Below are 25,441 nucleotides of genomic sequence, written 5' to 3'. Positions count from 1 at the left end.
AGCACTAGACACGGGAAAAGCCGCAGGCAGAGGTCTACCATGGGGCTAATGATGAACCCACGGATTCATTCTCAAGCCCAACCACCTATTGGCCATACCCCGCTGATGCGCGTGGACGCCATTAATCCCCGTACCGATGTGCACCTCTATCTCAAGCTAGAGCAATTCAACCTGGGCGGATCCGCCAAGGACCGCACCGCACGCGCACTCATCCAAGCCGCGCTTGACGCCGGCGACATAGGCCCCGGATCCACCCTGGTGGAGTCTTCCTCGGGCAACCTCGGCATGGCACTGGCCCGCCAGGCCCCACTTGCGGGTATGAAATTCCACTGCGTGGTCGATCCGCGCGTCAATTCCTCCACCGTGGCCACGATGCGGGCCTACGGCGCCCACGTAGAATTGCTGGATCACCCGGACCCGGAAACCGGCGATTGGCTCACCGCTCGCCGCACCCGCGTGGCCGAGCTTCTAGAAGAGATCCCCAATTCTTTCAATCTCAACCAGTATTCCAACGAGGCCGCCTTTTACGCCCACGCCGAAGGCACGATGACGGAAATCGTGGACCAGCTCGGACAGGCACCCACCCACTTGCTCGTCGCTATGAGCACCACCGGTACTCTCGGCGGCTGCGTGCGAAAGCTCACTGAGATTGGCGCGGATACGGAGACCATCGGTGTCGATGCCGAAGGCTCCGTGTTGTTTGGGGGCCAGCGCGGCACCCGCATGCTGCCGGGCTATGGTGCTGGCATTGTCACCGATCTATCCACCAAATTCTCGCCGTCCTCAGTAGAGCGTGTGCCCGATCTGGATGCCATTGTGGCAGCTCGTCGCCTCGCCCAGGCCGAAGGCCTTCTGCCTGGGGCCTCCGGCGGCGCGGTCATCGCGGCATTCCAGCGTCTCGCGCCTACCCTTCCGGCCGGTGCAGAGGTCGTGGCCGTACTCCACGACGGTGGCCAGCCTTACCTCGATACCATCTACAACGATTCCTGGGTCTGCGAGCACTTCGACATCTCTCCTCCCGAGCTCGCCGCGCGCGTCGAAGGGGATTCAGAGTGAGCCCGCAGGAACCTTCCCGCCGCATCGCCATCATCGGCGGCGGTCCACGCGGGCTGTGGGCCGTAGAAGAACTCATCGAGCGCGCCCGCATCCCCGTGGATATCACCGTCTTTGATCCCTACCCCGCCGGCGCCGGCGCGGTGTATCGCCCGCAGCAGCCGTCGCAATGGCGCCTTAACGTCAATTGCGCCATCGTCACCACCGCACACGATAGCTTCAACGCTTGGCGCACCCGCCGCGGGGAATCCACCACCGATGCCTTCCCGCCGCGCGCGCAGGTAGGGCAATTCCTGGCCGATACGTGGGCTGCTGCCCTGCACCGCGCCCCGCAGCACGTACGCATTCGACACCTACCCCAGCGTGTGCGTTCGGTGTCTACCGCTGACGACGGGTTCATCGTCGATGGCTCGCCCTTCGACGAAGTCCTCGTCTGCACCGGCCACGATCACCTCCACCCCGGTGCCTTAGTTCACGAGCCTTCCCGCGTTCCGATTACCGGACTCTACTTCGGCGCCGATTTGCCCAGTGCCCCGCGACGGATTGGGGTGCGCGGTGCTGCCTTGAGCTTCATCGATGTCTGCCTGCTGTACGGCGATACCGCCGAGCTCATCTTCCCGGTGAGCCGCAGCGGGCGTTTCATGGAGGTCAAGCCCGCCCCGGGCACGCCGCAGCCCGAGATCCCGGCCGACGTAAGGCGCGCCTGTGCCGGCGTGCACAATGCCGATGATTTGCGCGACATCCTCCTGGCGGCCGCCGGATCGATGGGTGAGTTTTCCACCGGGGACCTCGCTGCAGTGCTCGACGGCCACGACTTTTCCGGCGATGCCGTCGCGGAGCTGGATGCCTCCCTCCGCGCCGCCGAGGGCACCGGGACGCTTACCCCGGCTGCGGCTGTAGGCGCGGCGTTTCGGGGGCTCTTTCAAGAATGCGTTGAATGGCATAAGACTCATGGCGCCATGCCCGGCTTCCGTGAGCTCTCGCGCACCCTCGAGCGCGTGGCCTTTGGCCCACCACCGGTCACCGCGCGGCACCTGCTCGAGCTCATCCGCACAGGCGTGGTAGATACCCGCTACCTCGCCGCCCCGGACCAGATAGACCACTGGCGCGAGCAGGGTGGCATTGATCTGCTTATCGATGCCACCGTAGCTCCCCAAGCCATCCTCACCCCTTTCCACGATGTCCCCGGCGTCGTGGAAATCGGCCGCATGAATGAGCTTGAGCTTCCCGGCCATGACTCGTTGAACCGTTCCGTGCACGATGACATCCCCCGTTGGGCGGAGAAAGTAGTAAACCCATGACCAACCACACCACCCCGTTACCCGTTCATGGCACCGTTGCGCTGCGCGCGCGGTGGGAAGAGTGGATGACGGAATTGGTGGGCGACCCACAGCAAGTTTCCCGCCTTACCTCCGAGTATGGCTCGCCCGTTAATGTGCTCAACCCCGCACCGCTGGGCCGCAACGCCCAAGAGCTCCTCGATGCCGGCGCCTCTCATGGCGTGGACACCCAGGTATTTTTCGCTCGCAAGGCCAATAAAGCCTTGTGCTTCGTCGATGCCGCCCGCGAGGCTGGTCTGGGCGTGGACGTCGCCAGTGAAAATGAGCTGCGCCAAGTGCTTAACCGTGGAGTCGCGCCCGAGCGGATTATCCTCAGCGCGGCTATTAAGACCGACGCGTTGCTGCGACTAGCTATCGACCGCGGAGTCACCATTTCCTGCGATTCGCGAGCGGAAGCCGAGCGCATCGCTGCCCTTGCCAAGGCCCTCAACCACACCGCGCACGTCGCACCGCGCCTTGCCCCCAACCCGGATAACCTACCGCCGACGCGCTTCGGTGAGCTCCTTCACGCATGGCAAAGCCACGCGTGGCCCGAAACCATCCACGCTGACGGCGTTCACGTACACCTGCATGGTTATAGCGAATCGGACCGCCGCACCGCACTCGCGGAGGCCATCGCCCTCATCGAGCACCTCCGCTTAGTTGGCCAGCCTGCTTCCTTCATCGATATCGGCGGCGGTGTTCCCATGAGCTACCTCGAATCCCGCGAGCAATGGGAGTATTACCAGCAACGCATCGCAGCCCAGCGCGCCGGCACCGGTGAGCCTTTCACCTGGAAGTCCGACCCGCTCTCAAATACCTACCCCTTCTGGCAAACACCCACCCGCGGCCAGTGGTTAGACCAACTTCTTTCTGGTGAGGTGGCCGGGTTTGGACCTGCCGGCCGTGCCTTGAGCGAGCGGAATATTTCTCTTCATTTGGAGCCAGGGCGCAGCCTGCTCGATGGCTGCGGCATCATCCTCGCCGAGGTCAGCTTCCTCAAAGAGCGCTCCGACGGCCTACCTCTCATCGGCGCCGCCATGAACCGCACCCAGTGCCGTACCGCGGCGGATGATATCTTGCTCGACCCGCTCCTCGTGCCCACTGCCGGAGACCGCGGTGCGCTGGACCGGGAACCGCGCACCGGGTTCGTGGTGGGGGCCTATTGCATCGAAGATGAAGTCATCCTACGCCGCGAGCTCGATTTCCCGGAGGGCATAGCGGTGGGCGATACCCTCGCTATCCCCAACACCGCCGGTTACTTCATGCATATTTTGGAATCTGCCTCTCACCAGATTCCGTTAGCACGCAATGTCTACCTGGACGCAGACGGCCGGGGCTGGGAGCCAGACGATATCGACGCCTAGCGATCCGAGCCGCTATCTCCACGGGACTGGCAGGCATAGGAAAAGGGCTCCGAGGGTAAACCTCGAAGCCCTGTGCCATTTAGCGCGATGCGCTAGACCGATTTACTCGGTGTAGTTCTTCTCCACGGAAGCGTCGACCGGGATGCCCGGGCCGAAGGTGGTGGAGATGGTGACCTTCTTGGCGTAGATGCCCTTAGCGGAGGCCGGCTTCAGGCGAATGATCTCGTCGTACAGCGCGCCGTAGTTCTCAGCCAGCTTCTCAGCATCGAAGGAAGCCTTGCCGATGATGGCGTGCAGGTTGGAAGCCTTGTCAACGCGGAAGGAAATCTTACCGCCCTTGACGTCAGCAACGGCCTTGGACACGTCAGCGGTCACGGTGCCGGTCTTCGGGTTCGGCATGAGACCACGCGGGCCCAGCACGCGGGCAACGCGGCCAACCTTGGCCATCTGATCCGGGGTAGCGATAGCAACGTCGAAGTCGATGTTGCCCTCGTTGATAGCAGCGATCAGCTCTTCGGTGCCCACGATGTCGGCGCCAGCAGCCTTCGCAGCCTCAGCGTTGTCGCCCTCAGCGAAGACAGCCACGCGGACGTCCTTACCGGTGCCGTGGGGCAGGGAGACAGTGCCGCGAACCAGCTGGTCAGCCTTACGCGGGTCAACGCCGAGACGGAAGACAACATCAACGGTGGCGTCGAAGTTCTTGGAGGAGGTCTCCTTGGCCAGCTTGGCGGCCTCGATCGGACGGTACAGGCGGGAGCGGTCTACCAGCTCAGCGGCAGCCTTGTATGCCTTGGACTTGGTGCTCATAAGTGCAATTCCTTTTCTTGGATTGATGTGGTGTTAGCGGGCCGAAGCTGGCCCTGCCACGCGCGATACAGAACGTATCGCGCATTAAATCGAATTTTTACTTAGCCGGGACGCCGTCAACGGTGATGCCCATGGAGCGAGCGGTACCAGCAATGATGCGGGCGCCGTTCTCGATGTCACGAGCGTTGAGGTCCTCAAACTTGGTCTGTGCAATCTCCTTGCACTGATCCCAGGTCACGGAGCCAACCTTGTCGGTGTGCGGAACGCCGGAGCCCTTCTTGATGCCAGCGGCCTTGAGCAGGAGCTTAGCTGCCGGCGGGGTCTTCAGCTTGAAGTCGAAGGAGCGGTCCTCGTACACGGTGATCTCCACCGGCACGACGTTGCCGCGCTGGGACTCGGTCGCAGCGTTGTAGGCCTTGCAGAACTCCATGATGTTGACGCCGTGGGCACCGAGTGCCGGGCCGACCGGCGGAGCCGGGTTAGCAGCGCCTGCCTCGATCTGGAGCTTGATCAGGCCAGTGACCTTCTTCTTGGGAGCCATCGAATTACCTCTTTCCTGTGGTACCGGAGTGCCGCCACGATGAATAACAGCGCCCCGTCCGGATGCTCACGCATTGTGGGCCACCGGAGGATGAACGTTTCAAGATGCGCAAAAGCGCACGGCGTTCAAGTCTAGAACACCGTGCGCCCAGCTCAAAATCGCTTTTTAGGAGATGCGCTCGATCTCCGTCGGGGACAGCTCCACCGGGGTCTCGCGGCCGAAGATGGACACCAGGCCCTGCATCTTGCCGGTCTCTGGGTCGATCTCGGAGATGGTGGCGGAGACGGAAGCCAGCGGGCCAGACAGGATGGTGACGGCCTCGCCCACCTCGAAGTCGTGCGCGTAGGCCTTGGCGGCCTCCTTCTCCGGCATGGCCACAACCTGCTCGCCCTCGGAGTCTGCTGCGGAGTCCTCCGGAGAGACCGTCGGATCGTTCGGCATGAGGAACTTAGCAACGTCGCGGATCTTCACCGGGGTCGCGTTGCCCTCATTGCCCACGAAGGAGGTCACGCCCGGGGTATCGCGGACGACGGACCAGGCGGCGTCGTTAAGCTCCATGCGCACCAGCACGTAGCCCGGCAGCAGCTTGCGCTTGACTACCTTCTTCTTGCCGTCCTTCTTTTCAATGGCCTGCTCGACCGGCACAACGACTTCAAAGATGGAATCCTCCACCTCGAGTGTCTGGGCACGCATATCGAGGTTGGTCTTCACCTTGTTCTCATAACCGGAGTAGCACTGGATGATGTACCACTGGCCCGGCTGCTTCTTCAGCTCGCGGGTAAAGGCGCGCAGGCGGGACTTATACTCGGCGTCGGCTACTGCGGCGGCGTCTGCCTCAGCGCTTGCCGACGCCTCCCCTGCACCCTCGCCTTCAGCCTCATCCGTGACGCCACCGAGAGCAGCCTCAGCGGCCTTGGTAGCAGCTTCCTTTTCGGCAGCTTCCTTCTCCTCAGCGGACAGTTCCTCCTGCGGCTGCTGGGATTCCTCAGTAGCCTCGACCGCTTCGGCGGCCTGTTCCTGGACGTTATCGATCATGGCCTGCTCGAGGGAGGTGCCAGTGTTTTCTTCGCTCATTGTCTGCTACTCCAAATTGGTGTTCATTCTTCTAGTCCCCCACCAGGGTACTCGGCGGGACTAGGGCAAAAAGTATCCCGCCGTTTCCCCTAGTCGAGCTAGCGGGAAGGCGGCGGGATGAAAGTATGAAATTAGTGTACTAAGGCGCGAGGATTGCTTCAACTCCGAGGCCGGTCAGCGTGTCCACGCCCCACACCAGAGCGGTGAGGACGATAAGAAAGGCGAAGGTCACCAGAACGTACTGAAGCATTTCCTTGCCGGTAGGCCACACGACCTTCTTCATCTCAGAGACGACTTCACCCGGGAAGGAGCCGACGGATCCGCCGAAAGAATCTTCCTTCTTATCCTCGACGCGCACGACGCGCTTGTCGGTGTAGGAATCAGTAGAGGTGGTCGCTGCGCCAGAGAGCTGACGCTTGCCGGTTGGGCGCGGAGCCCCGGTGCTCGGCTGCTTTTCCTCGCTCACGGCGATTCCCTCCTTGGAAGTGATGTGGCAGGGGCGACAGGACTCGAACCTGCAACCTACGGTTTTGGAGACCGTTGCGCTACCAATTGCGCCACGCCCCTCTGCGTGCCCTTTTGGGACAACGCACAACCCTACCAGAACGGTGATTCCCCATGGAAACCACGTGCCGTATAAGGCTGGGAGTCGGTAGTGAAAAAGCGCCCGTATGCGGGCGCTTTTCTTTCCCGGTAGCGATGGCGAGAATTGAACTCGCGACACAGCGATTATGAGTCGCTTGCTCTACCACTGAGCTACACCGCCATATTCACTTTCTGAAAGCTTCCAGAAACATGAATGGAGCCCCCTGACAGAATCGAACTGTCGACCTTTTCCTTACCATGGAAACGCTCTGCCGACTGAGCTAAGGGGGCACAGCCTCTTAGAGTCACGGAGTTTCTTCCGCTGTGCTCTCGTTGAAGCCTTGAAAAGATTAACCCGAAACGCTTAAACAACACAAATCGCCAGTACGGCAATGGTTTTTGCGCACTTTTCAGGCACCTAAACTCGCACACATCACCCTTGCACCACTCTCGCGGTAGACCGTCCCTGCTCCAGGCGCACCAAACCCAGCTATTGTTGACGTATCAAATACTTTATGTGCTCTAGGGAGGACACATGAGCTCTGGTACCCAGAAGCAGACACCGAAGGACTGGGCCGGCGACGCCCAGAATGCCTCGACGGACGGCGAATTCAAGCGAGACACCAACTACATCGGCGACCGCATTCTTGCCTCGGTCACCGGTGACGAACCACAGCCTTCCGTGGCTGGTAGCGGCGAGGCCCTCGACTGGCCGGTGCAGCCCCACCGGTATCGCCTCATTGCTGCGCGCGCTTGCCCGTGGGCACACCGCGCCGTCATCGTGCGGCGCCTGTTGGGACTGGAAAATGTCATCTCCTTAGGCCTGGCGGGCCCCACCCACGACAAGCGCTCCTGGACTTTCGACCTCGACCCCGACGGGCTCGACCCCGTCCTGCGCATCCCCCGCCTGCAGGATGCGTATTTCGCGCGCTTTCCTGCCTATCCGCGGGGCATCACGGTGCCAGCCATTGTGGAAGAGTCCAGCGGCAAGGTTGTCACCAACGACTTCAACTCCATGGTGCGGGACTTCCAGACAGAGTGGACCGACTTCCAACGAGAAGGCGCACCCAACCTGCTGCCGCCGGCCGAGCAGAAGGAGGAGATGGAAGAAATTAACGACTTCATCTTCAGGAAACTCAACAACGGCGTGTATCGCGCGGGATTCTCCGCATCCCAGGAGGCTTATGAAGAGGCCTATGCGGATGTCTTCGAGGTCCTCGACTGGCTGGAGGAGCGGCTAGACCACCGCCGCTTCATCATGGGCGAGCACATCACGGAGACCGATATCCGGGCATACACCACCTTGATCCGCTTTGACGTTGTCTACCACGGCCACTTCAAGACCAACCGGAACAAAACCAGCGAGATGCCGAACGTTTATGGCTACTTGCGCGAGCTATTCCAGCTCCCTGGTTTCGGCGATACCACCGACTTCACCGAGATCAAGCAGCACTACTACATAGTCCACCGCGAAATTAATCCCACCCAAGTGGTGCCGGCCGGTCCCGACCTTAATGGTTTGGCACAGCCCCACGGCCGCGATTACCTGCCGGGTGCGCCCTTCGCTGAAGGCACCACCCTGCCGGGGCCGTTGCCTGAAACTGAGCGGTTGAAGAACCCCACGGATTTCCAGCGAGAGCTGTTCAGCTTGGATTAGCCGCCCTTAACCCTGCCCTGCGCTGGGCCGGGCCGCCCCGCGATCGAAAAATCCCGCAGACCCATGTGATGTGTCTGCGGGATTCATGTTGTGCCAGGTAGAAGATTCGAACTTCTGAAGGCGAAAGCCGGCGGATTTACAGTCCGCTCCCTTTGGCCGCTCGGGCAACCTGGCAGGCACTCTTGAGTGCGGTTATGTACTTTACTACGAACTCCCGCCTAACATGCAAATCGCCAGGCAGGAGGGGCTTTTAACCCACGCGCTGAACGGTATAGTCCGCCAACTGGCGCAGTGCTTCACTAGCCGTGCATTCCGGCAGCAGGGAGAGCTGGTCCTCGACCACGCGCAGGTAGGCGTTGACGTCGGCCAGCGCCTTATCACGGCCGCCCGACTGCCACAGCAGCTCGATGGCGCGTTGCACGGAAGCGTCATCCTCCAGCGGGCCTGTCAGCAGGGCGCGCAGCTCATCGCCGACCTCGCCTTCCTCCTCCAGGGCATAGAGCACCGGCAGGGTGAACACGCCCTCGCGCAGGTCCGTGCCCGGGGTCTTCCCGGATTCCTCGGAGTCGGAGAAGATGTCGATGACATCGTCGACGATCTGGAAAATCATGCCTACGGCCGCACCGATTTGGCGCAGCGCCTCGCACTGTTCTGGACCCGCACCCGCGTGGTAGGCACCCAGGTAGCCGGCGGAGGCAATCAGCACCGCGGTCTTTTCCCGGATCACCGCCGTGTAGTGCTCTACGGCATTGGCTTCGCCAGCACCGATGGTTTCCCGCATCTGGCCGGTGACGAGCTCCTCGAAAGTCTCCGCGAAATGCTCCACCGTGTGGGTATCCAGCTGGCTCATCAGCCGCGAGGCGTGCGCGAGCAGTGCATCGCCCGCCAGAATGGCCACCGAGTTAGTCCACCGGAAGTTCGCGGAATCCACGCCGCGTCGGCGCTCCGCCTCATCCATGACATCGTCGTGGTAGAGCGTAGCCACGTGGACCATTTCCACCACGGTTGCCGCCTTCACCACCTCGGGGGATTGTGAACGTTCACCGAACTCGGAGGCCAACAACGCCATCATCGGGCGGAAACGCTTGCCACCAGCCAGGGACAGGTGGCGCACTTTGTCCTTGATGAAGTCCTGCCCGCGGTCGAGCTCCGTATTCAGCAGGTCCTCTACAGCAGCCATCCCGGCGTTGATACGCTCGGTGAGCTGCGCATCCCCCAAGTCCACGTGCTTGGCGTGAGTTTGGCCGTGTGACATTAAACGTGTTCCTTTAAGCTCAAAAATCCTAGTGTTTACTTACCGTAGCCCATGGCACGGCCCTCAACACACTTGTGGCCACTATCCCGTGCAATGATAGTCCCCATGTCGGAGCAGATCGATTCCACCCTTGTTGACGTCGCCATCGTAGGTGCCGGGCCCGCCGGCGCTGCCGCCGCTATCCACGCCGCACGCGCCGGCCATGAGACGCTGCTTGTCGACGCCTCCCCTTTCCCCCGCGACAAGACCTGCGGCGATGGTCTGACCCCACGTGCCATGCACCAGCTAGAGCTCCTTGGCATCGAAGTCAATGCTTCCTACCGCAACCGCGGCCTCAAACTGCATGGCTTCGGCGGCACCGTCACCGCCCCGTGGCCTAAGACCTACCCCTCGCACAAAGGCACGGCCCTGCCGCGCTATGAATTCGACGCGCTGCTGGTTGAGGCTGCGCAGGCAGCCGGCGCGCAACTGATAACCGGCGCGGCGACACAGCCGCAGCTGGACGGTAACCGGCTGGTGGAGTTCTCCGTCGGCAAGCGCCGCGTGCGCGCCCAGTGGGTCATCGTGGCCGACGGGGTGCGCTCAACATTTGGCAAGCAGTTGGGCCGCACCTGGCACCGCGAGGAGGTCTATGGCATTGCTGCACGCGCTTATGCCGATTCACCGCAGGGCGGCGAGGAATGGATGCACTCCCACGTTGAGCTCAAGGACCCCGAGGGCGTGGTGCAGCCGGGCTATGGCTGGATCTTTCCGCTGGGCCAGGGGGTCAATATCGGCTTGGGCGCGCTCTCTACGGCCGCCCGCCCGGCCCGCCTCAACACGAAGAAGGCGCTGGATTTCTACGCCGAACAGCAGCGTTCGGAGTGGGGTCTAGGCGAGCTGCGCAACGTCACCTCGGCGATGCTGCCGATGGGTGGTGCGGTGTCTGGAGTTGCCGGCGCCAATTGGATGCTCATCGGTGACGCTGCGGCCTGCGTAAATCCGCTGAACGGCGAGGGCATCGACTATGGCCTGGAAACGGCAGCACTCGCCGTGGAGATGCTCGGCACCAAGGACCTCACCTTGGCGTGGCCAGACCGGCTGCGCGCCGAGTATGGCGAGGCCTTCCTACTTGCCCGCACCGCCGCGCGCCTGCTGACCTACCCACAATTCCTGCCGCTGGCTGGGCCTGTGGCCATGCGCGGGCCGGTGGGCCGCATGCTCATGCCGGCCGCAGCGCGTCTTATGGGCAACCTCATCACCGACGAGGACAAGGATCTGCTTGCCCGCGCCTGGCGGCTGGCCGGCGGGGCGGTCTCCACGCTGCGGCGCAATACTCCCCTTTGGTCCTGAGCCCTTTGGCCTTAGGCCCCCTAGGCGGGCTTCACTGCGGAGTGCAGCGCCACGATGCCCCAGGTCAGGTTGCGCCAACCTGCTTGTTCCCAGCCGTTGCGGTTAATAGCGGCAGCTAGCTCATGCTGCTCCGGCCACGCACGGATGGACTCCGCGAGGTAGATATAGGCCTCCGGGTTGGAGGAGACGACCTTGGCAATCGGCGGTAACAGGCGGGTCAGATACTCCTTGTAGACGGTGCCAAAGACCGGAATGACCGGCTTGGAGAACTCCGCCACTGCTAGGCGCCCGCCGGGCTTGGTCACGCGCGCCATCTCCCGAAGCCCCAGCTCGAAGTCGTGGATATTGCGCAGACCGTAGGAAATGGTCACCGCGTCAAAAGTGTTATCCGCAAAGGGCAGGCGCATTCCATCGCCGGCCACCTTGGGAACATCGCGTTCCGCGCCAGCCGCGAGCATGCCGAGGGAAAAGTCACAGGCCACGCACCACGCGCCGGACTTGGACAGCTCTTCCGTCGAGACGGCCGTTCCGGCAGCCAGGTCGAGGACCTTCTCCCCTGGCTGCAGGTTGAGCCGCTCGCGCGTCAGACGGCGCCAGCGCGCGTCCTGCCCAAAGGACAGCACTGTGTTGGTGATGTCGTATTTCTTGCCCACCGCGTCAAACATGCGCGCGACATCGAAGGGCTTCTTCTCCAGATCTGCCTTAGACACAAGCGCCTAGTTTAGGCGACGCGCGCTCCCAGAGCGCGAGCGGCCCAACGCGGCAGCTCCGGACGCTGGCCCAAAATGGTCAGCGGGACCTCACGGACATTCTCCAAAACCTCGTCGTAGTAGCCCAGCAGCTGCTCGCACAACGCCGGCCAGGTCTTGGAGGCAATCGACTTCCGGGCGTTCTCCCGCATCTCCTGGTGAATCTCCGGATTGAGAAGCGCGTCGACGGCATTCGGGAGATCCTCGACGAACGTGGGGACATCGAGAAGCAACCCGTTATAGCCCTCCTCAATGAGGTCCACTGGGCCGCCCGCGCGGGGGCCGATGGTGGGCACGCCTGAGGCCTGCGCCTCCTGGATGGCCTGGCAGAAAGTCTCGAACTCGCCGGCGTGCACGAAGATATCAAGGCTTGCATATGCGGCTGCGAGCTCCTCGCCGCCCAATGCCCCGGTAAAGACCGCATCCGGCAGCTGGGCCTCCAGCAGCGGGCGCTCTGGGCCATCGCCAACAATGACGAGCTGAATGTCGTCGCGACCGTTAAGGGCCGACAGGCGGTGCACGCCCTTCTCCGCGGCCAGGCGGCCGACGAAGCCGACGATCTTCTTCTTCCCCGTAGAGTCCCAGTTCCGGCGCAGCGCCGCCGAGCGCTTCGAGGGGTGGAAGCGCTCCGAGTCTACGCCGCGGCCCCAGTGGCGCACGTTCTTGATGTGGTGCTTCTCCAAGTCGCTGATGGTCAGTGAGGAGGGCGCGAGAGTCATTTGGCACGCGTTGTGGATGGTGCGCAGCCACTCCCACACCCCATAGGCCAGCGCGGAGGCATGGTACTTGGTGGCGAATCCCGCGACGTCCGTCTGGTACAGCGCCACTGCCGGAATACGCTGTTGGCGGGCGGAGAAGGCACCCGCCGCTCCGAGAACAAAGGGGCTGGCCAGGTGGATGATGTCCGGCTTGAACTCGCGCAGCGCCTCGTCCACAGCGGAGGTGGGCACCCCGACCGGGAGCGAATCCACCAGCGGCACCCGCACGGTGGGCACGCGCACGATGGTGAACCCGAGGTAATCAGGGATCTCCTCCTGCCCATCCCGGGCACCAGGAGCGATGACGATGGCCTCGTGGCCGTGCTCGTGGAGGTATTCGAGGACACGCAGCACGGAGTTGGTCACTCCGTTGACGTTAGGCAAGAAGGATTCCGCGACGATGGCTACACGCATGCGCCCCATCATTCCTTTCCTGGGTGCTCAGCTGGTAAAGCACGTGCTAAATTCCGGTTAATTTTCCCGCTTGCCCACCAGCACGCACCGGCAATCAGGGTCGCCACAACTGCAGAGGACAGCGCCGGAATGATCGATAGCGTCCATTCTCGGCCTTCCACCTTGACTAGGTCCGGGTTGTTCTTGGCATAGAGCACCCAGACCTGCTGTCCCTCCCCCAGCCCGGTGGGATAAAGCAGGCCGGTGGGCGGGGTGTGATAGATACCCTCGGAGTCCTGGAAATCCACGAAGGTACGCAAGGTGCCGACATCCGTCACCGTGGCCAGGGCGCGCCCGGGGTTGGCGCCGATGGTGCGGTCATTGAGAAAAGGGCCGATGACCATTCCCGCCATGCCCACGAGAGCTGCGGCGTACAGCACCAGGATCAGCTGGCGTACCCGGCGCCGCGTCATTTACTGACCTACCTTGGCATTCAAAGCTTCCTGCAGCGCGCGGCGCGAGGACCTCGTGGTATGCGCCTCCACCACGGTGATGCCGGTGGAGTATTCCTTGAGTTCTGCCAAAACGTCGAGCAGCTCCTGCGCCGAGCTCACCTCGCGGTGCTCAGCACCGCAGGCTTCCGCTAGCTTGGCCACGCCCACCCCATGCGGCGTTCCAAACGCCTTCTCGAAGGAGTCGCGCAGGGGCTCGCGGCCCTGTTCGAGCACCTCGAAGATGCCGCCGCCGTCGTCGTTTGAGACGACGATGGTGAGGTTCTCCGGGCGCGGGTTGTCTTCGGGGAGGATGAGCGAAGTCGCGTCGTGGAGGAAGGTGACATCCCCCATGAGCGCCACGGTGCGCGGTGCGCGCGGGGCATCGGCTTCGCGGGACTGGGTGGCCAGGGCGATACCGATGGCCTGCGCGACGGTGCCGTCGATGCCGGCAGCCCCGCGCGGCGAATAGGTCTCCACCCCATCAAAAGGCAGGCCAATGAAGGAAGCATCCCGCACTGCGTTGGAGGCGCCCAGGACGAGGGTGTCACCAACGGCGAGGGTATCCCCTACCGCGGCGGCAACGTGGAGGCCGGTAAAGCCAATCTCGGGCTGAGTAGCCTCCTCACCGGTGGTCTCCGCGAGAACCTCACGAACACCGTCGGCCGCCATCTGGGCCGCGCCTTCGCAGATTTTCATCCACTCTCGCGTGGGCTCGCCGCTGGTCTTGACGGTGGTTCCTAGCTGCGCGGCCCCGCCGCGCGGGTTAGTGAAATCTTCCATGCGGGACAGGCAGATGAGGTCGATATCGGGATCACTCAGCAGCGCCATAACCCCGCGGTGCAAAGTGGGGTGGCCCACGACGATGACCTGCTCCACCTTGGTGTTGACCACGTAGTCATTGGCGGACACCTGAGCGCGGCGGAAGAGGTGCGCCGCGGCCGGGTGCACCGGGTGATAGGGCGCAGGTGCCGTGGGCTCGGCGATGGTGGGGACATCCTCCAGGCCTTCGACTTCCCAGGCCTCATCGCCGGCGATGACGAGCGTGTTGCGGCTGAGATCGACGGCCACCTCTCCGTGATTCGCCCACCGCGGGGTACGAGCGCGGTGCTGCGTGTAATCCGTCGGGCTACCGGGCAGCTCTTCGCCTACCAGCGGGGCATCGAGAGCCACGTTGATGTGCACCTGGCGGTCATTCAAAAAGCGCTCCGCGATAAGCGGGATATCTCTCGTGCTCTCCACCTGGGTGGTCTCTGCGTACACGCTGAAGATGCCGGGCTGCTCAATAGTCTGGGAGGCCCCCGTGCCCACCAAGCGGGCCGGCCGGTCCGCGCTGATGACGGCCAGCGGGGTATGCGAGTAATGCGCCTCCACCATCGCGGGCAGGGCATTAGCCACCGCGGTGCCGGAGGTCATCACGATGCCGACGTGCCGGCGTTGGACGCGTGCCAAACCTAAAGCAGCGAAGGCGGCGGAGCGCTCATCCAGGCGGGTATGCACGCGAATATCGCTGCGCGCGAGAAGCGCCAAAGACAGCGGTGCGTTGCGCGAACCCGGGCAGATAACCACGTCAGTGAGGTGCCGCGAAAGCTGGGCCGCCAGTGCTTCGGCCAGCTGCATCGACTCCGGCTGCACGGCGGCAGTGCTCTCGGCACGAGGCTCAGTATTAGGCATTGCCTGCACCACCCGTATCGAGCTCTTCCATGCCCGAATCGAATTGCTCGAAGAGGTCATTGATCAACCCTTCCAATTCGGCTCCACCCTGGTCCACACGGTCCTGGACGTCCGGCGGCAGCTCCGTCGGCAGCTCCGTCGGAATATCGGTGGGGAGGTTATCCCGCGGCGAGCTCTTGGTGGTGGTCACCGTGGTGGGAACCTCGGTGGTCACGGTCTCGGTAACCGGCTCCGGGGCGGGTTTGTCAGCATCCGCTGCCGCACCGCGCCACAGGAAGAACAGCACGCCGGCGAAAACGACGGCGATAGCAGCGATGGCCGCGAAGACATAGGACAGGGCTCCCCCGCCCTTCTTCGGCTGCTCCACCTGGTAGCTGGACGGGACCGGGTCATATTGCGGCTGCTGATAGTTCTGGTCATAGCCCTGCTGATAGGGCTGACCATAGGCCTGCGTGTTTTGGGATCCGGGCTCCGGGAAGTGTTGTTGGGGACGCTGTGGCGGCTGCTGTTGGGGCGCGCCGAACTGGCGGGTTTCGTTCTCACCGGTGACGCGGCCGAACTGCCGCGTCTCGTTGTCGCCGTTGTTGTTGGTCATGGGATTTACCTTATCGTGCACCCGCGCCACTTAGCACCCGCCCGGTGGGCGTTAGTCCCGTGGAAACCTGACCCGGCGTGCCATCCGCCACAATCTTTCCGCCATCCGAACCAGACCCCGGGCCCATCTCAATAACCCGGTCAGCGCCGGCGATGAGGTGACGGTCATGATCTGCCACCACGACAGTATGGGAGGCCTCCACCAGCGAGTGCAGCTCAGCGATGAGCAGGTCGATATCGGCCGGGTGCAACCCGACGGTGGGCTCATCCAGCAGGTAGACGGTATGGCCCCGGCGCGAGTTGCGGGAGCGCTGCAGCTCCGTGGCAAGCTTGATGCGCTGCGCTTCACCGCCGGAAAGCTCCGGAGCGCCCTGGCCCAAGCGCAGGTAACCCAGACCGACCGCCTCCAAGGTTTGCAGCGCGTGGAGGATCGGCGCTTCATCTGCAAAGACCTCCAGGGCCTCTTCCACCGTAAGGTCGAGGATGTCCGCGATGGTCCTGTCCTTCCAGCGGATGGACAAGGTGTCATCGTTATAGCGCTGTCCCTGGCAATCCGGGCACTGGGTATAGGAGCCTGGAAGGAAGACCAGCTCGACCTCGATCTGGCCGGCGCCACCGCAGGTGGGGCACTGGCCTTGCTTAACGTTGTAGGAAAAGCGCGAGACCGTCCATTTCTTCTTCTTGGCCTCCGGGGTGGCCGCGAAGAGCTTGCGCACGTTGTCGAAGAGGTTGGTGTACGTCGCCACCGTGGAGCGCGGGGTTCGGCCGATTGGCTTTTGGGTAATGGAGACCACGCGCTTGACCTGCTTCGGACAGTCCGGCCCCGTGAGCATGTCATGGAGTGCGGCCAGCAACGTGGATTTGCCGGAACCCGAAAGCCCAGTAATGGCCGTAAACTGGCCGAGTCCGAAGTCCACGTCGAGGCCATCGATGGTGTGCGAGTGCACCCGGCACAGCGCGATATCACCGTGCGCCGGGCGCGCTTCGGCCTTGGGCGTGGGACGCGGGCGGGCTAAGGCACGCGCGGTGGGAGTATCTGCGGAGTCCGCCGCCTCTATGTAATCGGCGACGGGACCCGAGTACACCACCTGGCCGCCGCGCTCACCGGCGAGCGGGCCGACATCCACGATCCAATCGGCCTGCTTGACCAGTTCCATGTCGTGTTCCACCAGCAGCACCGAGTTCCCCTCCGCGATGAAGCGCCGGCACATATCAAGCACCGCGCCCCGCTCCACCGGGTGCAGGCCCGCAGAGGGCTCATCCAGGACATAGGTCACGCCATAGAGTCCAGAGCGCAGCTGCGCAGCCAGGCGCAGGCGCTGCACCTCACCGCCCGAGAGCGTGTCCGTCGGCCTATCCAGGCTGAGGTGCCCCAGGCCGAGTTCCAGTGCGGATTCAAAGGCCGGAAGGAGGGCCTTGAGGAGCAGGTCTTCGGCATCATTCGGTTGTGGCTTCTGAGCGCTTAGCAGCTCGTGGGCTTCGCTCAACGGAAGGGCATTGAATTCGTCGATCGGCAGCCCGGCGTAGGTGACCTTGAGCGCCTTCGCCGTCAGCCGGCGCCCCTGACAGGTATCGCAGCGGCGGGTTTCCATGAAGCTCAAGACGCGGGCACGCAGCGTATCCGACTTCGTCTCCGCATAGGTCTTGGTCAGGTAGCTGGCCACGGAACGCCACGTGCCCTCGTAATTGCGCTGGATCTGATCCGCCCCGCGGCGCGGCTTGACGGTTACCACCGGGCGCTCCTCGGTGAAGAGGATCCACTCGCGGTCTTTCTTCGGCAAATCCTCCCACGGTGAATCCAAGTCATAGCCCAGTTCTTGCAGAATGTCGTGGAAGTTCTTGCCCGCCCAGGCCCCTGGCCACGCAGCAATCGCGCCTTCCTCGATGCTCAGACTGGGGTCCGGCACCATGGAGGCCTCCGTGGGTTCGTGGACCACGCCGGTGCCCTGGCACTCCGGGCACATGCCTTCTGGGGTATTCGGGGAGAAGGAATCGGAGTACAGGCCCTCCGGGTTGTCACCGCAGCGCGAGTAAAGAAGGCGCACGGAGTTAGACATGGCGGAGATCGTGCCCACGGTGGAGCGCGCGCTGCTTGCCGACGCCGACTGCTGCAACGCCACCGTCGGCGGCAGCCCCTCGATGCGGCCGACCTGCGGGTCCACCGCTGAAGCGATGAGGCGTCGAGCAAAGGGCGCGACGGATTCCAGGTAGCGGCGCTGGCCTTCGCCATGAATGGTGCCGAAGGCCAGCGAGGACTTGCCGGAACCGGACACCCCCGTCACGGCCACGAGCTGGCCGCGTGGAAGGTCCACATCCACGTTGCGAAGGTTGTGCAGGTGCGCGTCTCTCACGGAAATCGTCATGCCCGCCAGCCTACGCTGACCTCCGGACATGGACCGTGAGCTGTGCTTTTAAAGGTGCGGCCAGCACTGGCGCACGCGCTCAAACCACCACTCGCGGCGCTCGCCCGGCGCGGCGAGCGCGCTGAGGCGATCCGGGTCGGGGGCAAGGGCTTCGGCGCGCAGGTGACCGTCGACAAGCTCGCGCGGTGCCGTGACATCCTCGAGGAACAGCGAACCGGTGGCCAGGCCCGCGGCGGCTGGGGTGACGTCGATGTCTTCGTCGTCATAGATCTGAGGCAAGGCGGCCACGGCGGCAAGCCCCATGGAGATTCCCACCGAGGTATCCAGGGCGGAGGCCACCGTGATGTCCATGTGGCGCTCGCGCAGATGGGAAGCCACCTCGAGCACCTTGCGCACACCACCCAGCGGCGCGGGCTTGACCACGGCGACATCCGCCGCCTGCAATTCCGCCACCCGGTAGGGGTCGCTGGCCTTGCGGATGGACTCGTCTGCCGCCACGCGCACGAAAATCCCGGCGCGCATGAGCTGGGTGCGCACTTCCTTGAGTTCCTCGACGGTCTGGCACGGCTGCTCCATATAGTCCAGCGGCATGAGCTCCTTGGCCGCGGTGACGGCTTCCTCGACGCTCCAGCCACAGTTGGCATCGACGCGCAGGACCGGCACGCGGCCCTGGGCTTCGATGTGGGAACGGACAGCGTGAACGCGCGCGATGTCGTCCTCTAGGGTCTGCCCCTTCTCCGCCACCTTGATTTTGAAGGTGCGGCAGCCGGGATAGCGCTCCATGACCTCCGGCACCTGCTCGGCAGGAACCGCAGGGACGGTGCCGTTGACTTCTACCCACTCGCGCACGGGTTCCGGAAAGCCTTCGTAGGCCGCTTCCAGCCCGGCGGCGAGCCAGCGGGCGGATTCCTCCGCTCCGTACTCCAGGAAGGGGGCGAACTCACCCCAGCCCGCGGGGCCATCGATAAGCAGCGCCTCCCGGGTAGTAATGCCGCGGAATTTCACGGCGAGGGGCAGGGATACCACGTGGGCGCGATCGAGGACGTCATCAATGTGCATGAGGTTCATCGTACGTGTGGGGGGGTTGAGCGCGACACCTGTCATAGCCGGTGTTACCTTATAACAGTAAGTGGATATAACCAGAAGAAGGATCCTCAGATGCTTTACCTTCTCATCGCACTGCTGGCCATCGCCGCAGTTGTCTACCTCATCTATAAGAAAGTCCACGCCGCGGCCTCCATCTTCGCCGTTGGCGTAGTCCTGCTCATGCTCGCCGCCCTCACTGGGCGCGCGGATTTCCGCACCACCGAAATCGAAGCCACGGGTAATGCCTTCTACGATCAGCTGCTCGTCGTGGACGCGCTATTCAAAGCACGCTTCTCCGGCATCGGCATGGCGATTATGGTGCTCTTCGGCTTCGTGTCCTATATGCGGCACATTGGTGCTGATGCCAAGACGGTCGTGGTGCTCTCCTCACCGCTCAAGCGCTTCAAAGGTTCCTACTGGCTGGTTCCAGTGGGCTTCATCTTGGGCACGCTGCTCTCGCTGGTGATCCCCTCGGCCGCAGCGCTGTCCTTGCTTCTTGTGGCCACTCTCCTGCCAGCGCTCATCGCTGCGGGCCTGACCCCGCTGACCGTGGGCGCCATCGTGGTGACCTCCTCTACCATTGTGCCCACCCCACTTGAGGCCGGCCTCATTCAGGGCGCCGATCTCACCAACATGACGCCGACGGAATTCGTCTACGGTGCTGTCGCCTATGCCACCGTTCCCACGCTCCTCATCACGGCCTTCGTCCACATGTGGTGGCAGCGCCACTGCGATAAGGTGGATGCCCGCAAGGCTGAAAGCTCCGGTGAGGTCAGCGCCGATTCGATGCACGATGACGCTACCGAGGAAGCTATCGCCCGCGCCGCTTCCCTGCCGGGCTACTACGCCGTGCTTCCGCTCATGCCGCTGCTACTCATCATCGTCTCCGCCATCCTCAACCGCATGGGCGTTATCCCCTTTGAGGGCGGCATCCTCCCAGTGACTGTGGTCTCCCTGTTCATCGCGATGATCATCGAGTCCATCCGCAAGCGCACCGTCACGGGTGCCGTGGATTCCATCTCCAGCTTCTTCAAGGGCATGGGCGAAGGTGCTGCGGGCGTCGTGGCCCTGCTGGTTGCCGCCGCCGTCCTGGTCGAAGGTATTACGCAGATGGGCGTCATTGACATGCTCATCGACGCCGCCGAAGGCTCCTCCGGCGCCGCCGTCATCATCGTTCTCATCTTCGTCGCCGCGACCGCCGCGATGGCCGCACTCACCGGTTCCGGCACCGCGCCTTACTTCGCCTTCTCTGAGGTAGTGCCCAACCTGGCCTCGCAGACCTCCATCCACGCCCCGCAGATGCTCACCGCCATTTGGGGTACGTCCAACCTGATGCGCCAGGTCTCCCCGGTCAACGCCGCGGTACTCATTGTTGCCGGCGCCATCAAGGTCAATCCCATCCAATTGGTCAAGCGCACCTCCGTGCCCATGATTGTGGCGACGGTGCTCAACACGCTGTTTGCGTTCATGTTTATTGGATGAAAGTCATCGGTGCGAACCCAATAGTCTTCCGCCAATTTTGTGGAGGAAACCAAGACACACGAGACGTATTCTGCTATGTTCTTAACCAGAACTGAACTTCAGTAAGCGTCGGCTCGTTTCCGACGTTGATTGCTCCAAGCCGAACCCTCGGGTTCGGCTTTCTTTTTATCTGAAAGGGCTAATCCTTTGTCTCTCTCTTACCGCGTTGGAATAGATGTCGGAACTTATTCGCTTGGCTGCACCGCCATTGAAGTCGACGAAAATGATCTACCAGTAAAAATTCTCAGTGCGGTTTCGCTGATCCACGACTCAGGACTAGATCCCGACCAGCAAAAGCGAGCGGTGACCCGACTTGCTTCTTCTGGAGTCGCACGACGTACGCGACGTCTGTACCGCCGTCGCCGCAAGCGCATGATTAAGCTTGAAAAGTTTCTCAAAGCGCAAGGCTGGGAAACTCTACCTTTTGAGCACTATTCCGACCCTTACCTTCCATGGAAGGCTCGCGTGGAATTGGTAAATTCCTTCATCCACGATGACGAAGAACGAGGCCGATATCTTTCTATCGCGCTACGCCATATTGCCAACCACCGAGGTTGGCGTAATCCATATTGGAAGGTATCGAGCCTGTACGCACCGAGCGAGCCTAGCGAGGCTTTTCAACAAATACGCAAGGAGCTGGAGGCGGCCACCGGCCGCGCAATTCCTCACGATGCCACCGTTGGGCAACTCATTTCCTTTGCTCAATTGGGTACCGACAGGCTACGAGGCGGTGGCAAGAAGAAAGACGACAAGAAGCCCGCAAACGAGGTGAAGCAGGCAGTTATTTCTGCGCGGCTGCATCAGATAGACCACGCGCGCGAAATCAACGAGATTTGCCGTGTCCAAAAGATAGACGACACACTACGGAAAAACATTTTAGAACTAGTCTTCGAGGCTGAATCCCCCAAAGGTGCTCAACAAGGGCGCGTCGGCAAGGACCCCCTGCAACCCAGTCAAGACCGAGCTCTAAAAGCTTCTGACGTCTTTCAGCAGTACCGTATCGCTGCTCTCACCGGAAACCTCCGTATCAACCGCGGCGGCGATACCTCTCCCCTTGATCGCGATGAGCGGCTGATTGTTTTTAATTACCTTGTCAATCTTTCTCACAAGAAAGAACCCACCTGGTTAGACATAGCCGAGCTTTTGCGCATTGACCGTGGCCAACTAAGAGGAACGGCCATAATGACTGACGATGGCGAACGTGCAGGCGCTCGACCACCTGTGCATGACACCAACCGGACGATTCTCGGCTGCAAGGTGAAGCCTTTAGCTGCCTGGTGGGAGCGGGCCTCGGATGACGAACGCGCCGCCATGCTCAAGTCTCTGTCGAATGCCGAAGTTGATGATTTCGATTCCCCTGAAGGAGCTCAAGTTCAAGCTTTCTTCGCGGAGCTCGACGAGACCGAGCATGAGAAGCTCGATTCTCTACATCTGCCGATGGGCCGTGCCGCATACTGCGAAGACACTCTGAAGCGACTAACTAGCCGCATGCTGGACGAAAATCTTGATCTTTACGCGGCACGTTTGGCGGAATTTAACATCCCCAAGGATTGGACCCCTCCCGCTCCTCGAATTGGTGAACCAGTAGGAAACCCAGCTGTAGATCGCGTTCTGAAAGGCGTGGCAAGGTGGCTGGAAGCAGCCGCAGACGTATGGGGTGCCCCAAAGTCCGTCGTAATTGAACACGTCCGCGATGGGTTCGTCAGTAAATCGAAGGCTAACGAAATTGATCGCGAGAACAACGCGCGCCATAAACGCAACCAAAAGCTTTTCCAAGATATGCAGGAGAAACTAGGCATCGAAGGAAAGCCACGCAGTGCCGACCTTTGGCGGTTCCAATCAGTACAACGCCAAAATTGCCAATGCGCCTACTGCGGGGAACCAATCACTTATTCCACGTGCGAGATGGATCATATTGTCCCCCGCGCTGGCCAAGGCTCCACCAATACTCGTGACAACCTCGTGGCTGTGTGTCATCGCTGTAATCTGTCCAAGAAAAACTTCCCCTTTGCTGTTTGGGCAGCCCAGTCTGGAATTCCAGGTGTGAGCGTTAAGGAGGCACTCGACCGTACGCGCCACTGGGCCGAAGATTCCGGCATGTCAGCAAAGGACTTCAACAAATTCCGTACCAGCGTCCGCGAGCGACTGAAGCGAACCGCCATGGATGAACCGATCGACGCCCGCTCGATGGAATCTGTTGCTTGGATGGCGAACGAACTACGCGGCAGAGTTGCGCAGCGCTTTCAAGATAACGGCACTACCGTAAGTGTCTATCGAGGTGCACTCACTGCGGAAGCTCGCCGTGCTTCGGGAATATCAGGCCAACTACGTTTCATCGATGGCACTGGAAAATCTCGCCTCGACCGTCGTCATCATGCTGTCGATGCTGCAGTAGTAGCTTTTACTCAAAACTACGTCGCAGAAACTCTTGCCATTCGTTCAAACAAAAAGCGAGAAGCTGAGCTGCTTCGCTCTGCACCCCAGTGGAAAGAATTCACTGGAGCTGATGAAGCACATCGCGCGGCGTGGAATGCTTGGCTGCCTAAGATGCGAAAACTCGCCATGCTCTTGCAGCAGGCGTTGGATGAAGACCGAGTCGTAGTTACCTCGAATCTAAGGCTACGCATCGGCAACGGACGCGCCCACGAGGACACAATCGGAGAGTTAAAGAAGATACGCGTCGGCGATGCTATTTCGGTCACCGATATCGACAGGGCATCCACCGAAGCATTATGGTGTGCACTCACTCGCGAAGAAGACTTCGATCCTAAAGAAGGTCTGCCAGAGAATCCCGAACGACGAATTCGTGTGCACGGCACTTGGTACGATGCCGACGACGAAATCGAAGTCTTTCCAGTTGGTGCAGGCGCTATCAAGGTACGAGGTGGTTACGCTGAACTAAGCCGTTTCCACCATGCCCGGATCTATAAAATCCCCGGGAAAAAGGCTTCCTCCTTCAGCATGTTGCGGGTTTATAATGTCGATCTAATGCAGCACCGACATGGGGACCTGTTCTCCGCTGAGATCAAACCGCAGACAATGTCAGTCCGCCAGGCAGAGCCCAAACTGCGCAAGGCCCTTGCCGACGGCACGGCAGAGTATATTGGTTGGTTGGTTGTAGACGATGAGCTAGTCATCGACACCTCAAGCTTCAACACCGGACAGATTGCGGAAGTGCAAAAAGAGTTTGGACAAATTCAACGCTGGCGCCTAGATGGGTTCTTCTCAAACTCTAAGTTGCGACTGCGCCCACTTTATATGAGTGCCGAGGGACTATCTTCCGATGTGTCTCAAGCCTCCAAGAAAGTAATAGATAGACCGGGCTGGCTGCCAGCCGTAAACAAAGCTTTTGGTGAAGGCAACATGACTGTGGTCCGTCGAGATGCTCTGGGAAGAATAAGGCTGACTAGCAAGGCTCATCTGCCCATTTCTTGGAAGGCAGAATAATGAACTCTGGGTGGCGGGTCATTGATTGTCTCAATTTGAAGGGGTCTCTCCGGTATTCCCGGGGCCAGCTCATCATCCATCGAGAAGATACTCCAACCGATGTTTCGCTGCCGCTAGCCCAAATCGCAGTCGTCCTCATTGGCTCAGAAAGCACAATCAGCGGTGCCGTTCTCCAGAAGCTCAGTGACTACGACATCGCCCTCTTAGTTTGCGACTGGAGAAACGTTCCGGTCGCCGGTGCTTACCCATGGAACGAACATTCCCGGATCGGTGCTCGCCACCAAGCCCAATCACAATTATCTTTGCCCAAAAAGAAGCAAGCTTGGTCTCGAATTGTCGCAGCCAAAATTTCTGGTCAAGCTTCCGTTCTAAAAGCACTAGCTAAGCCTGGAGCCAAGGAACTCTACGCCCTCTCTCGTACCGTTAAATCTGGCGATCCAGAGAATCTTGAAGCACAGGCAGCGCGCAAATACTGGTCTTGCATCTCCCATGGTCATGCTTACTTACGTTTACCTGGCAGCGGAGAACCTGGCTGGAATTCTGCGCTCGATTACGGTTACACACTTTTGCGCGGCCACGGCATTCGAGCTGTAGCTAGCGCTGGATTATCTGGAGCATTAGGCGTATTCCACCACGGCCGCGGCAACAAGTGGGCATTGGTCGATGACCTTATTGAACCATTTCGACCAATGGTTGATCAGGTTGTATTCACCGTTTCTAGTGACGGACAAGCATTAGGATCTCCGCAAAAGACCCTCATATCGCAGTATCTAAACAGCCCCTTCAATTCCAGTGGAAAATCCTTAAGCACAGCTTTTAATGAGTTCAGCCAACAATATGGCCTATATATCGAGGGAAATCTAAAACACCTAAACGTTCCCGTCTGGGAAGGAAAACTCGATGCCGGCGAAAGATAGTGAACCAATGTGGTGCGTGGTCATGTTCGATCTTCCCGTTAAATCAAGAATTCAAACCAGAGAGGCCAACCGGTTTCGAAACCACCTCTTAGACCTTGGCTTTTGTAGATCCCAACTAAGCGTTTACGTTCAGTATTTCCCCCTCGCCTCCCGTATCGCGACAACCGTCAAGCAAATCAAGTCTGGTCTACCAGAAGGCGGAGATGTGAGAATCATATCCGTCACTGATATTCAATGGTCGAAAGCGATTCGCTTTTCCAAATCAGAGCCTTCCGAAATGGAGAATACCCCACCTCAGCTCACGATTTTCTAGCGGAGGATCACCGATAAACTCCAGTTAAACGACCCTTTTGGGGCCACACTGAAGTCTATCAGGGGTAATGAGAACTGAACCCCAGCGCGTTGGAGTTGGCAGGGCCTCGTATGGGAAGTCTATCAGGGGTAATGAGAACTGAACC

At 61.2% G+C, this 25,441-nt stretch carries 21 protein-coding genes and 4 tRNA genes; 9 read left to right on the top strand and 16 right to left on the bottom strand.

Annotated features, from left to right (window positions below; all coding sequences use genetic code 11):
* Positions 1 to 39 precede the first annotated feature (39 nt).
* From HMPREF2996_RS11095 to HMPREF2996_RS11085, 3 genes are read left to right on the top strand one after another with little or no spacing between them, the layout of a single operon-like run.
* Positions 40 to 1,056: a pyridoxal-phosphate dependent enzyme gene (locus HMPREF2996_RS11095; protein ID WP_070644698.1), complete on the top strand. Its 1,017-nt coding sequence runs from the start codon at positions 40 to 42 to the stop codon at positions 1,054 to 1,056.
* Complete coding sequence (locus HMPREF2996_RS11090) at positions 1,053 to 2,354, top strand: FAD/NAD(P)-binding protein (RefSeq protein WP_070731378.1); 1,302 nt, start codon at positions 1,053 to 1,055, stop codon at positions 2,352 to 2,354. Before HMPREF2996_RS11095 ends, HMPREF2996_RS11090 begins: the two co-directional genes overlap by 4 nt.
* On the top strand, positions 2,351 to 3,739 hold the full coding sequence (locus HMPREF2996_RS11085) for a type III PLP-dependent enzyme domain-containing protein (protein ID WP_070731376.1): 1,389 nt from the start codon (positions 2,351 to 2,353) through the stop codon (positions 3,737 to 3,739). The genes HMPREF2996_RS11090 and HMPREF2996_RS11085 overlap by 4 nt, the downstream gene beginning before the upstream one ends.
* 102 nt (positions 3,740 to 3,841) lie before the next feature.
* Here HMPREF2996_RS11085 and rplA read toward each other — a convergent pair whose 3' ends face one another.
* The 7 genes from rplA to HMPREF2996_RS11050 form a co-directional block, all read right to left on the bottom strand.
* Positions 3,842 to 4,546: a 50S ribosomal protein L1 gene (gene rplA / locus HMPREF2996_RS11080; protein ID WP_070731374.1), complete on the bottom strand. Its 705-nt coding sequence runs from the start codon at positions 4,544 to 4,546 to the stop codon at positions 3,842 to 3,844.
* Between the two features lie 97 nt (positions 4,547 to 4,643).
* A complete protein-coding gene (rplK, locus tag HMPREF2996_RS11075) occupies positions 4,644 to 5,087 on the bottom strand; it encodes a 50S ribosomal protein L11 (protein WP_010189723.1) in 444 nt (147 codons plus the stop codon).
* Between the two features lie 165 nt (positions 5,088 to 5,252).
* Entirely contained in the window at positions 5,253 to 6,161 is a 909-nt protein-coding gene (gene nusG / locus HMPREF2996_RS11070) for a transcription termination/antitermination protein NusG (protein WP_070731373.1), read from the bottom strand.
* A 139-nt stretch (positions 6,162 to 6,300) separates the two neighbouring features.
* The gene (secE, locus tag HMPREF2996_RS11065) at positions 6,301 to 6,627 is read right to left on the bottom strand and encodes a preprotein translocase subunit SecE (RefSeq protein WP_070448002.1); all 327 of its coding nucleotides are present in this window, start codon (positions 6,625 to 6,627) and stop codon (positions 6,301 to 6,303) included.
* 25 nt (positions 6,628 to 6,652) lie between these two features.
* Positions 6,653 to 6,728: transfer RNA gene (locus tag HMPREF2996_RS11060), tRNA-Trp, on the bottom strand.
* A gap of 127 nt (positions 6,729 to 6,855) precedes the next feature.
* Positions 6,856 to 6,927: transfer RNA gene (locus tag HMPREF2996_RS11055), tRNA-Met, on the bottom strand.
* Between the two features lie 34 nt (positions 6,928 to 6,961).
* Positions 6,962 to 7,037 (bottom strand) — tRNA-Thr (locus HMPREF2996_RS11050).
* A 244-nt stretch (positions 7,038 to 7,281) separates the two neighbouring features.
* Here HMPREF2996_RS11050 and HMPREF2996_RS11045 point away from each other — a divergent pair.
* Entirely contained in the window at positions 7,282 to 8,403 is a 1,122-nt protein-coding gene (locus HMPREF2996_RS11045; RefSeq protein ID WP_070731371.1) for a glutathione S-transferase C-terminal domain-containing protein, read from the top strand.
* Between the two features lie 91 nt (positions 8,404 to 8,494).
* Here HMPREF2996_RS11045 and HMPREF2996_RS11040 read toward each other — a convergent pair.
* Both HMPREF2996_RS11040 and HMPREF2996_RS11035 read right to left on the bottom strand, forming a co-directional pair.
* Positions 8,495 to 8,577, bottom strand: a tRNA-Tyr gene (locus HMPREF2996_RS11040).
* 76 nt (positions 8,578 to 8,653) lie between these two features.
* Complete coding sequence (locus HMPREF2996_RS11035; RefSeq protein ID WP_070447998.1) at positions 8,654 to 9,658, bottom strand: polyprenyl synthetase family protein; 1,005 nt, start codon at positions 9,656 to 9,658, stop codon at positions 8,654 to 8,656.
* A 93-nt stretch (positions 9,659 to 9,751) separates the two neighbouring features.
* Between HMPREF2996_RS11035 and HMPREF2996_RS11030 the strand changes: the two genes are divergently transcribed.
* Positions 9,752 to 10,990, top strand: coding sequence for a geranylgeranyl reductase family protein (locus HMPREF2996_RS11030; RefSeq protein WP_070731369.1), 1,239 nt, complete (start codon positions 9,752 to 9,754; stop codon positions 10,988 to 10,990).
* 20 nt (positions 10,991 to 11,010) lie between these two features.
* Here HMPREF2996_RS11030 and HMPREF2996_RS11025 read toward each other — a convergent pair whose 3' ends face one another.
* The 7 genes from HMPREF2996_RS11025 to HMPREF2996_RS10995 are packed head-to-tail and all read right to left on the bottom strand — an operon-like array spanning position 11,011 to position 19,071.
* On the bottom strand, positions 11,011 to 11,700 hold the full coding sequence (locus HMPREF2996_RS11025) for a demethylmenaquinone methyltransferase (protein WP_070731367.1): 690 nt from the start codon (positions 11,698 to 11,700) through the stop codon (positions 11,011 to 11,013).
* An 11-nt stretch (positions 11,701 to 11,711) separates the two neighbouring features.
* On the bottom strand, positions 11,712 to 12,911 hold the full coding sequence (locus tag HMPREF2996_RS11020; protein WP_070731394.1) for a glycosyltransferase family 4 protein: 1,200 nt from the start codon (positions 12,909 to 12,911) through the stop codon (positions 11,712 to 11,714).
* 8 nt (positions 12,912 to 12,919) lie between these two features.
* Positions 12,920 to 13,363 carry a DUF3592 domain-containing protein gene (locus HMPREF2996_RS11015; RefSeq protein WP_070718934.1) on the bottom strand — a complete coding sequence of 148 codons (444 nt, stop codon included), beginning with the start codon at positions 13,361 to 13,363 and terminating at the stop codon, positions 12,920 to 12,922.
* Positions 13,364 to 15,055, bottom strand: a complete 1,692-nt coding sequence (gene menD / locus HMPREF2996_RS11010; protein WP_070731366.1) for a 2-succinyl-5-enolpyruvyl-6-hydroxy-3-cyclohexene-1-carboxylic-acid synthase — start codon at positions 15,053 to 15,055, stop codon at positions 13,364 to 13,366.
* Positions 15,048 to 15,650: a hypothetical protein gene (locus HMPREF2996_RS11005; RefSeq protein WP_070447990.1), complete on the bottom strand. Its 603-nt coding sequence runs from the start codon at positions 15,648 to 15,650 to the stop codon at positions 15,048 to 15,050. The genes menD and HMPREF2996_RS11005 overlap by 8 nt, the downstream gene beginning before the upstream one ends.
* A gap of 10 nt (positions 15,651 to 15,660) precedes the next feature.
* On the bottom strand, positions 15,661 to 18,012 hold the full coding sequence (locus HMPREF2996_RS11000; RefSeq protein ID WP_070731364.1) for an ATP-binding cassette domain-containing protein: 2,352 nt from the start codon (positions 18,010 to 18,012) through the stop codon (positions 15,661 to 15,663).
* A 48-nt stretch (positions 18,013 to 18,060) separates the two neighbouring features.
* Positions 18,061 to 19,071: an o-succinylbenzoate synthase gene (locus HMPREF2996_RS10995; RefSeq protein ID WP_070731392.1), complete on the bottom strand. Its 1,011-nt coding sequence runs from the start codon at positions 19,069 to 19,071 to the stop codon at positions 18,061 to 18,063.
* Positions 19,072 to 19,170: 99 nt separating this feature from the next.
* On the opposite strand from HMPREF2996_RS10995, the gene dcuC reads away from it, so the two are divergent.
* The 4 genes from dcuC (at position 19,171) to cas2 (ending at position 25,296) form a co-directional block, all read left to right on the top strand.
* Positions 19,171 to 20,580: a C4-dicarboxylate transporter DcuC gene (gene dcuC / locus HMPREF2996_RS10990; protein ID WP_070711044.1), complete on the top strand. Its 1,410-nt coding sequence runs from the start codon at positions 19,171 to 19,173 to the stop codon at positions 20,578 to 20,580.
* Between the two features lie 186 nt (positions 20,581 to 20,766).
* Entirely contained in the window at positions 20,767 to 24,066 is a 3,300-nt protein-coding gene (gene cas9, locus HMPREF2996_RS10985) for a type II CRISPR RNA-guided endonuclease Cas9 (RefSeq protein ID WP_070711043.1), read from the top strand.
* On the top strand, positions 24,066 to 24,983 hold the full coding sequence (gene cas1 / locus HMPREF2996_RS12540) for a type II CRISPR-associated endonuclease Cas1 (RefSeq protein WP_083313811.1): 918 nt from the start codon (positions 24,066 to 24,068) through the stop codon (positions 24,981 to 24,983). Before cas9 ends, cas1 begins: the two co-directional genes overlap by 1 nt.
* Positions 24,967 to 25,296 (top strand): CRISPR-associated endonuclease Cas2, encoded by a 330-nt coding sequence (gene cas2, locus HMPREF2996_RS10980; RefSeq protein ID WP_070533915.1) that lies wholly within the window; start codon positions 24,967 to 24,969, stop codon positions 25,294 to 25,296. Before cas1 ends, cas2 begins: the two co-directional genes overlap by 17 nt.
* Positions 25,297 to 25,441: the final 145 nt, after the last annotated feature.

This window comes from Corynebacterium sp. HMSC066C02, from assembly GCF_001814945.1.
Lineage (GTDB): Bacteria > Actinomycetota > Actinomycetes > Mycobacteriales > Mycobacteriaceae > Corynebacterium > Corynebacterium aurimucosum.
Note: the sequence above shows the minus strand (reverse complement) of the source record. Positions and strands in the feature narration are given on the sequence as shown.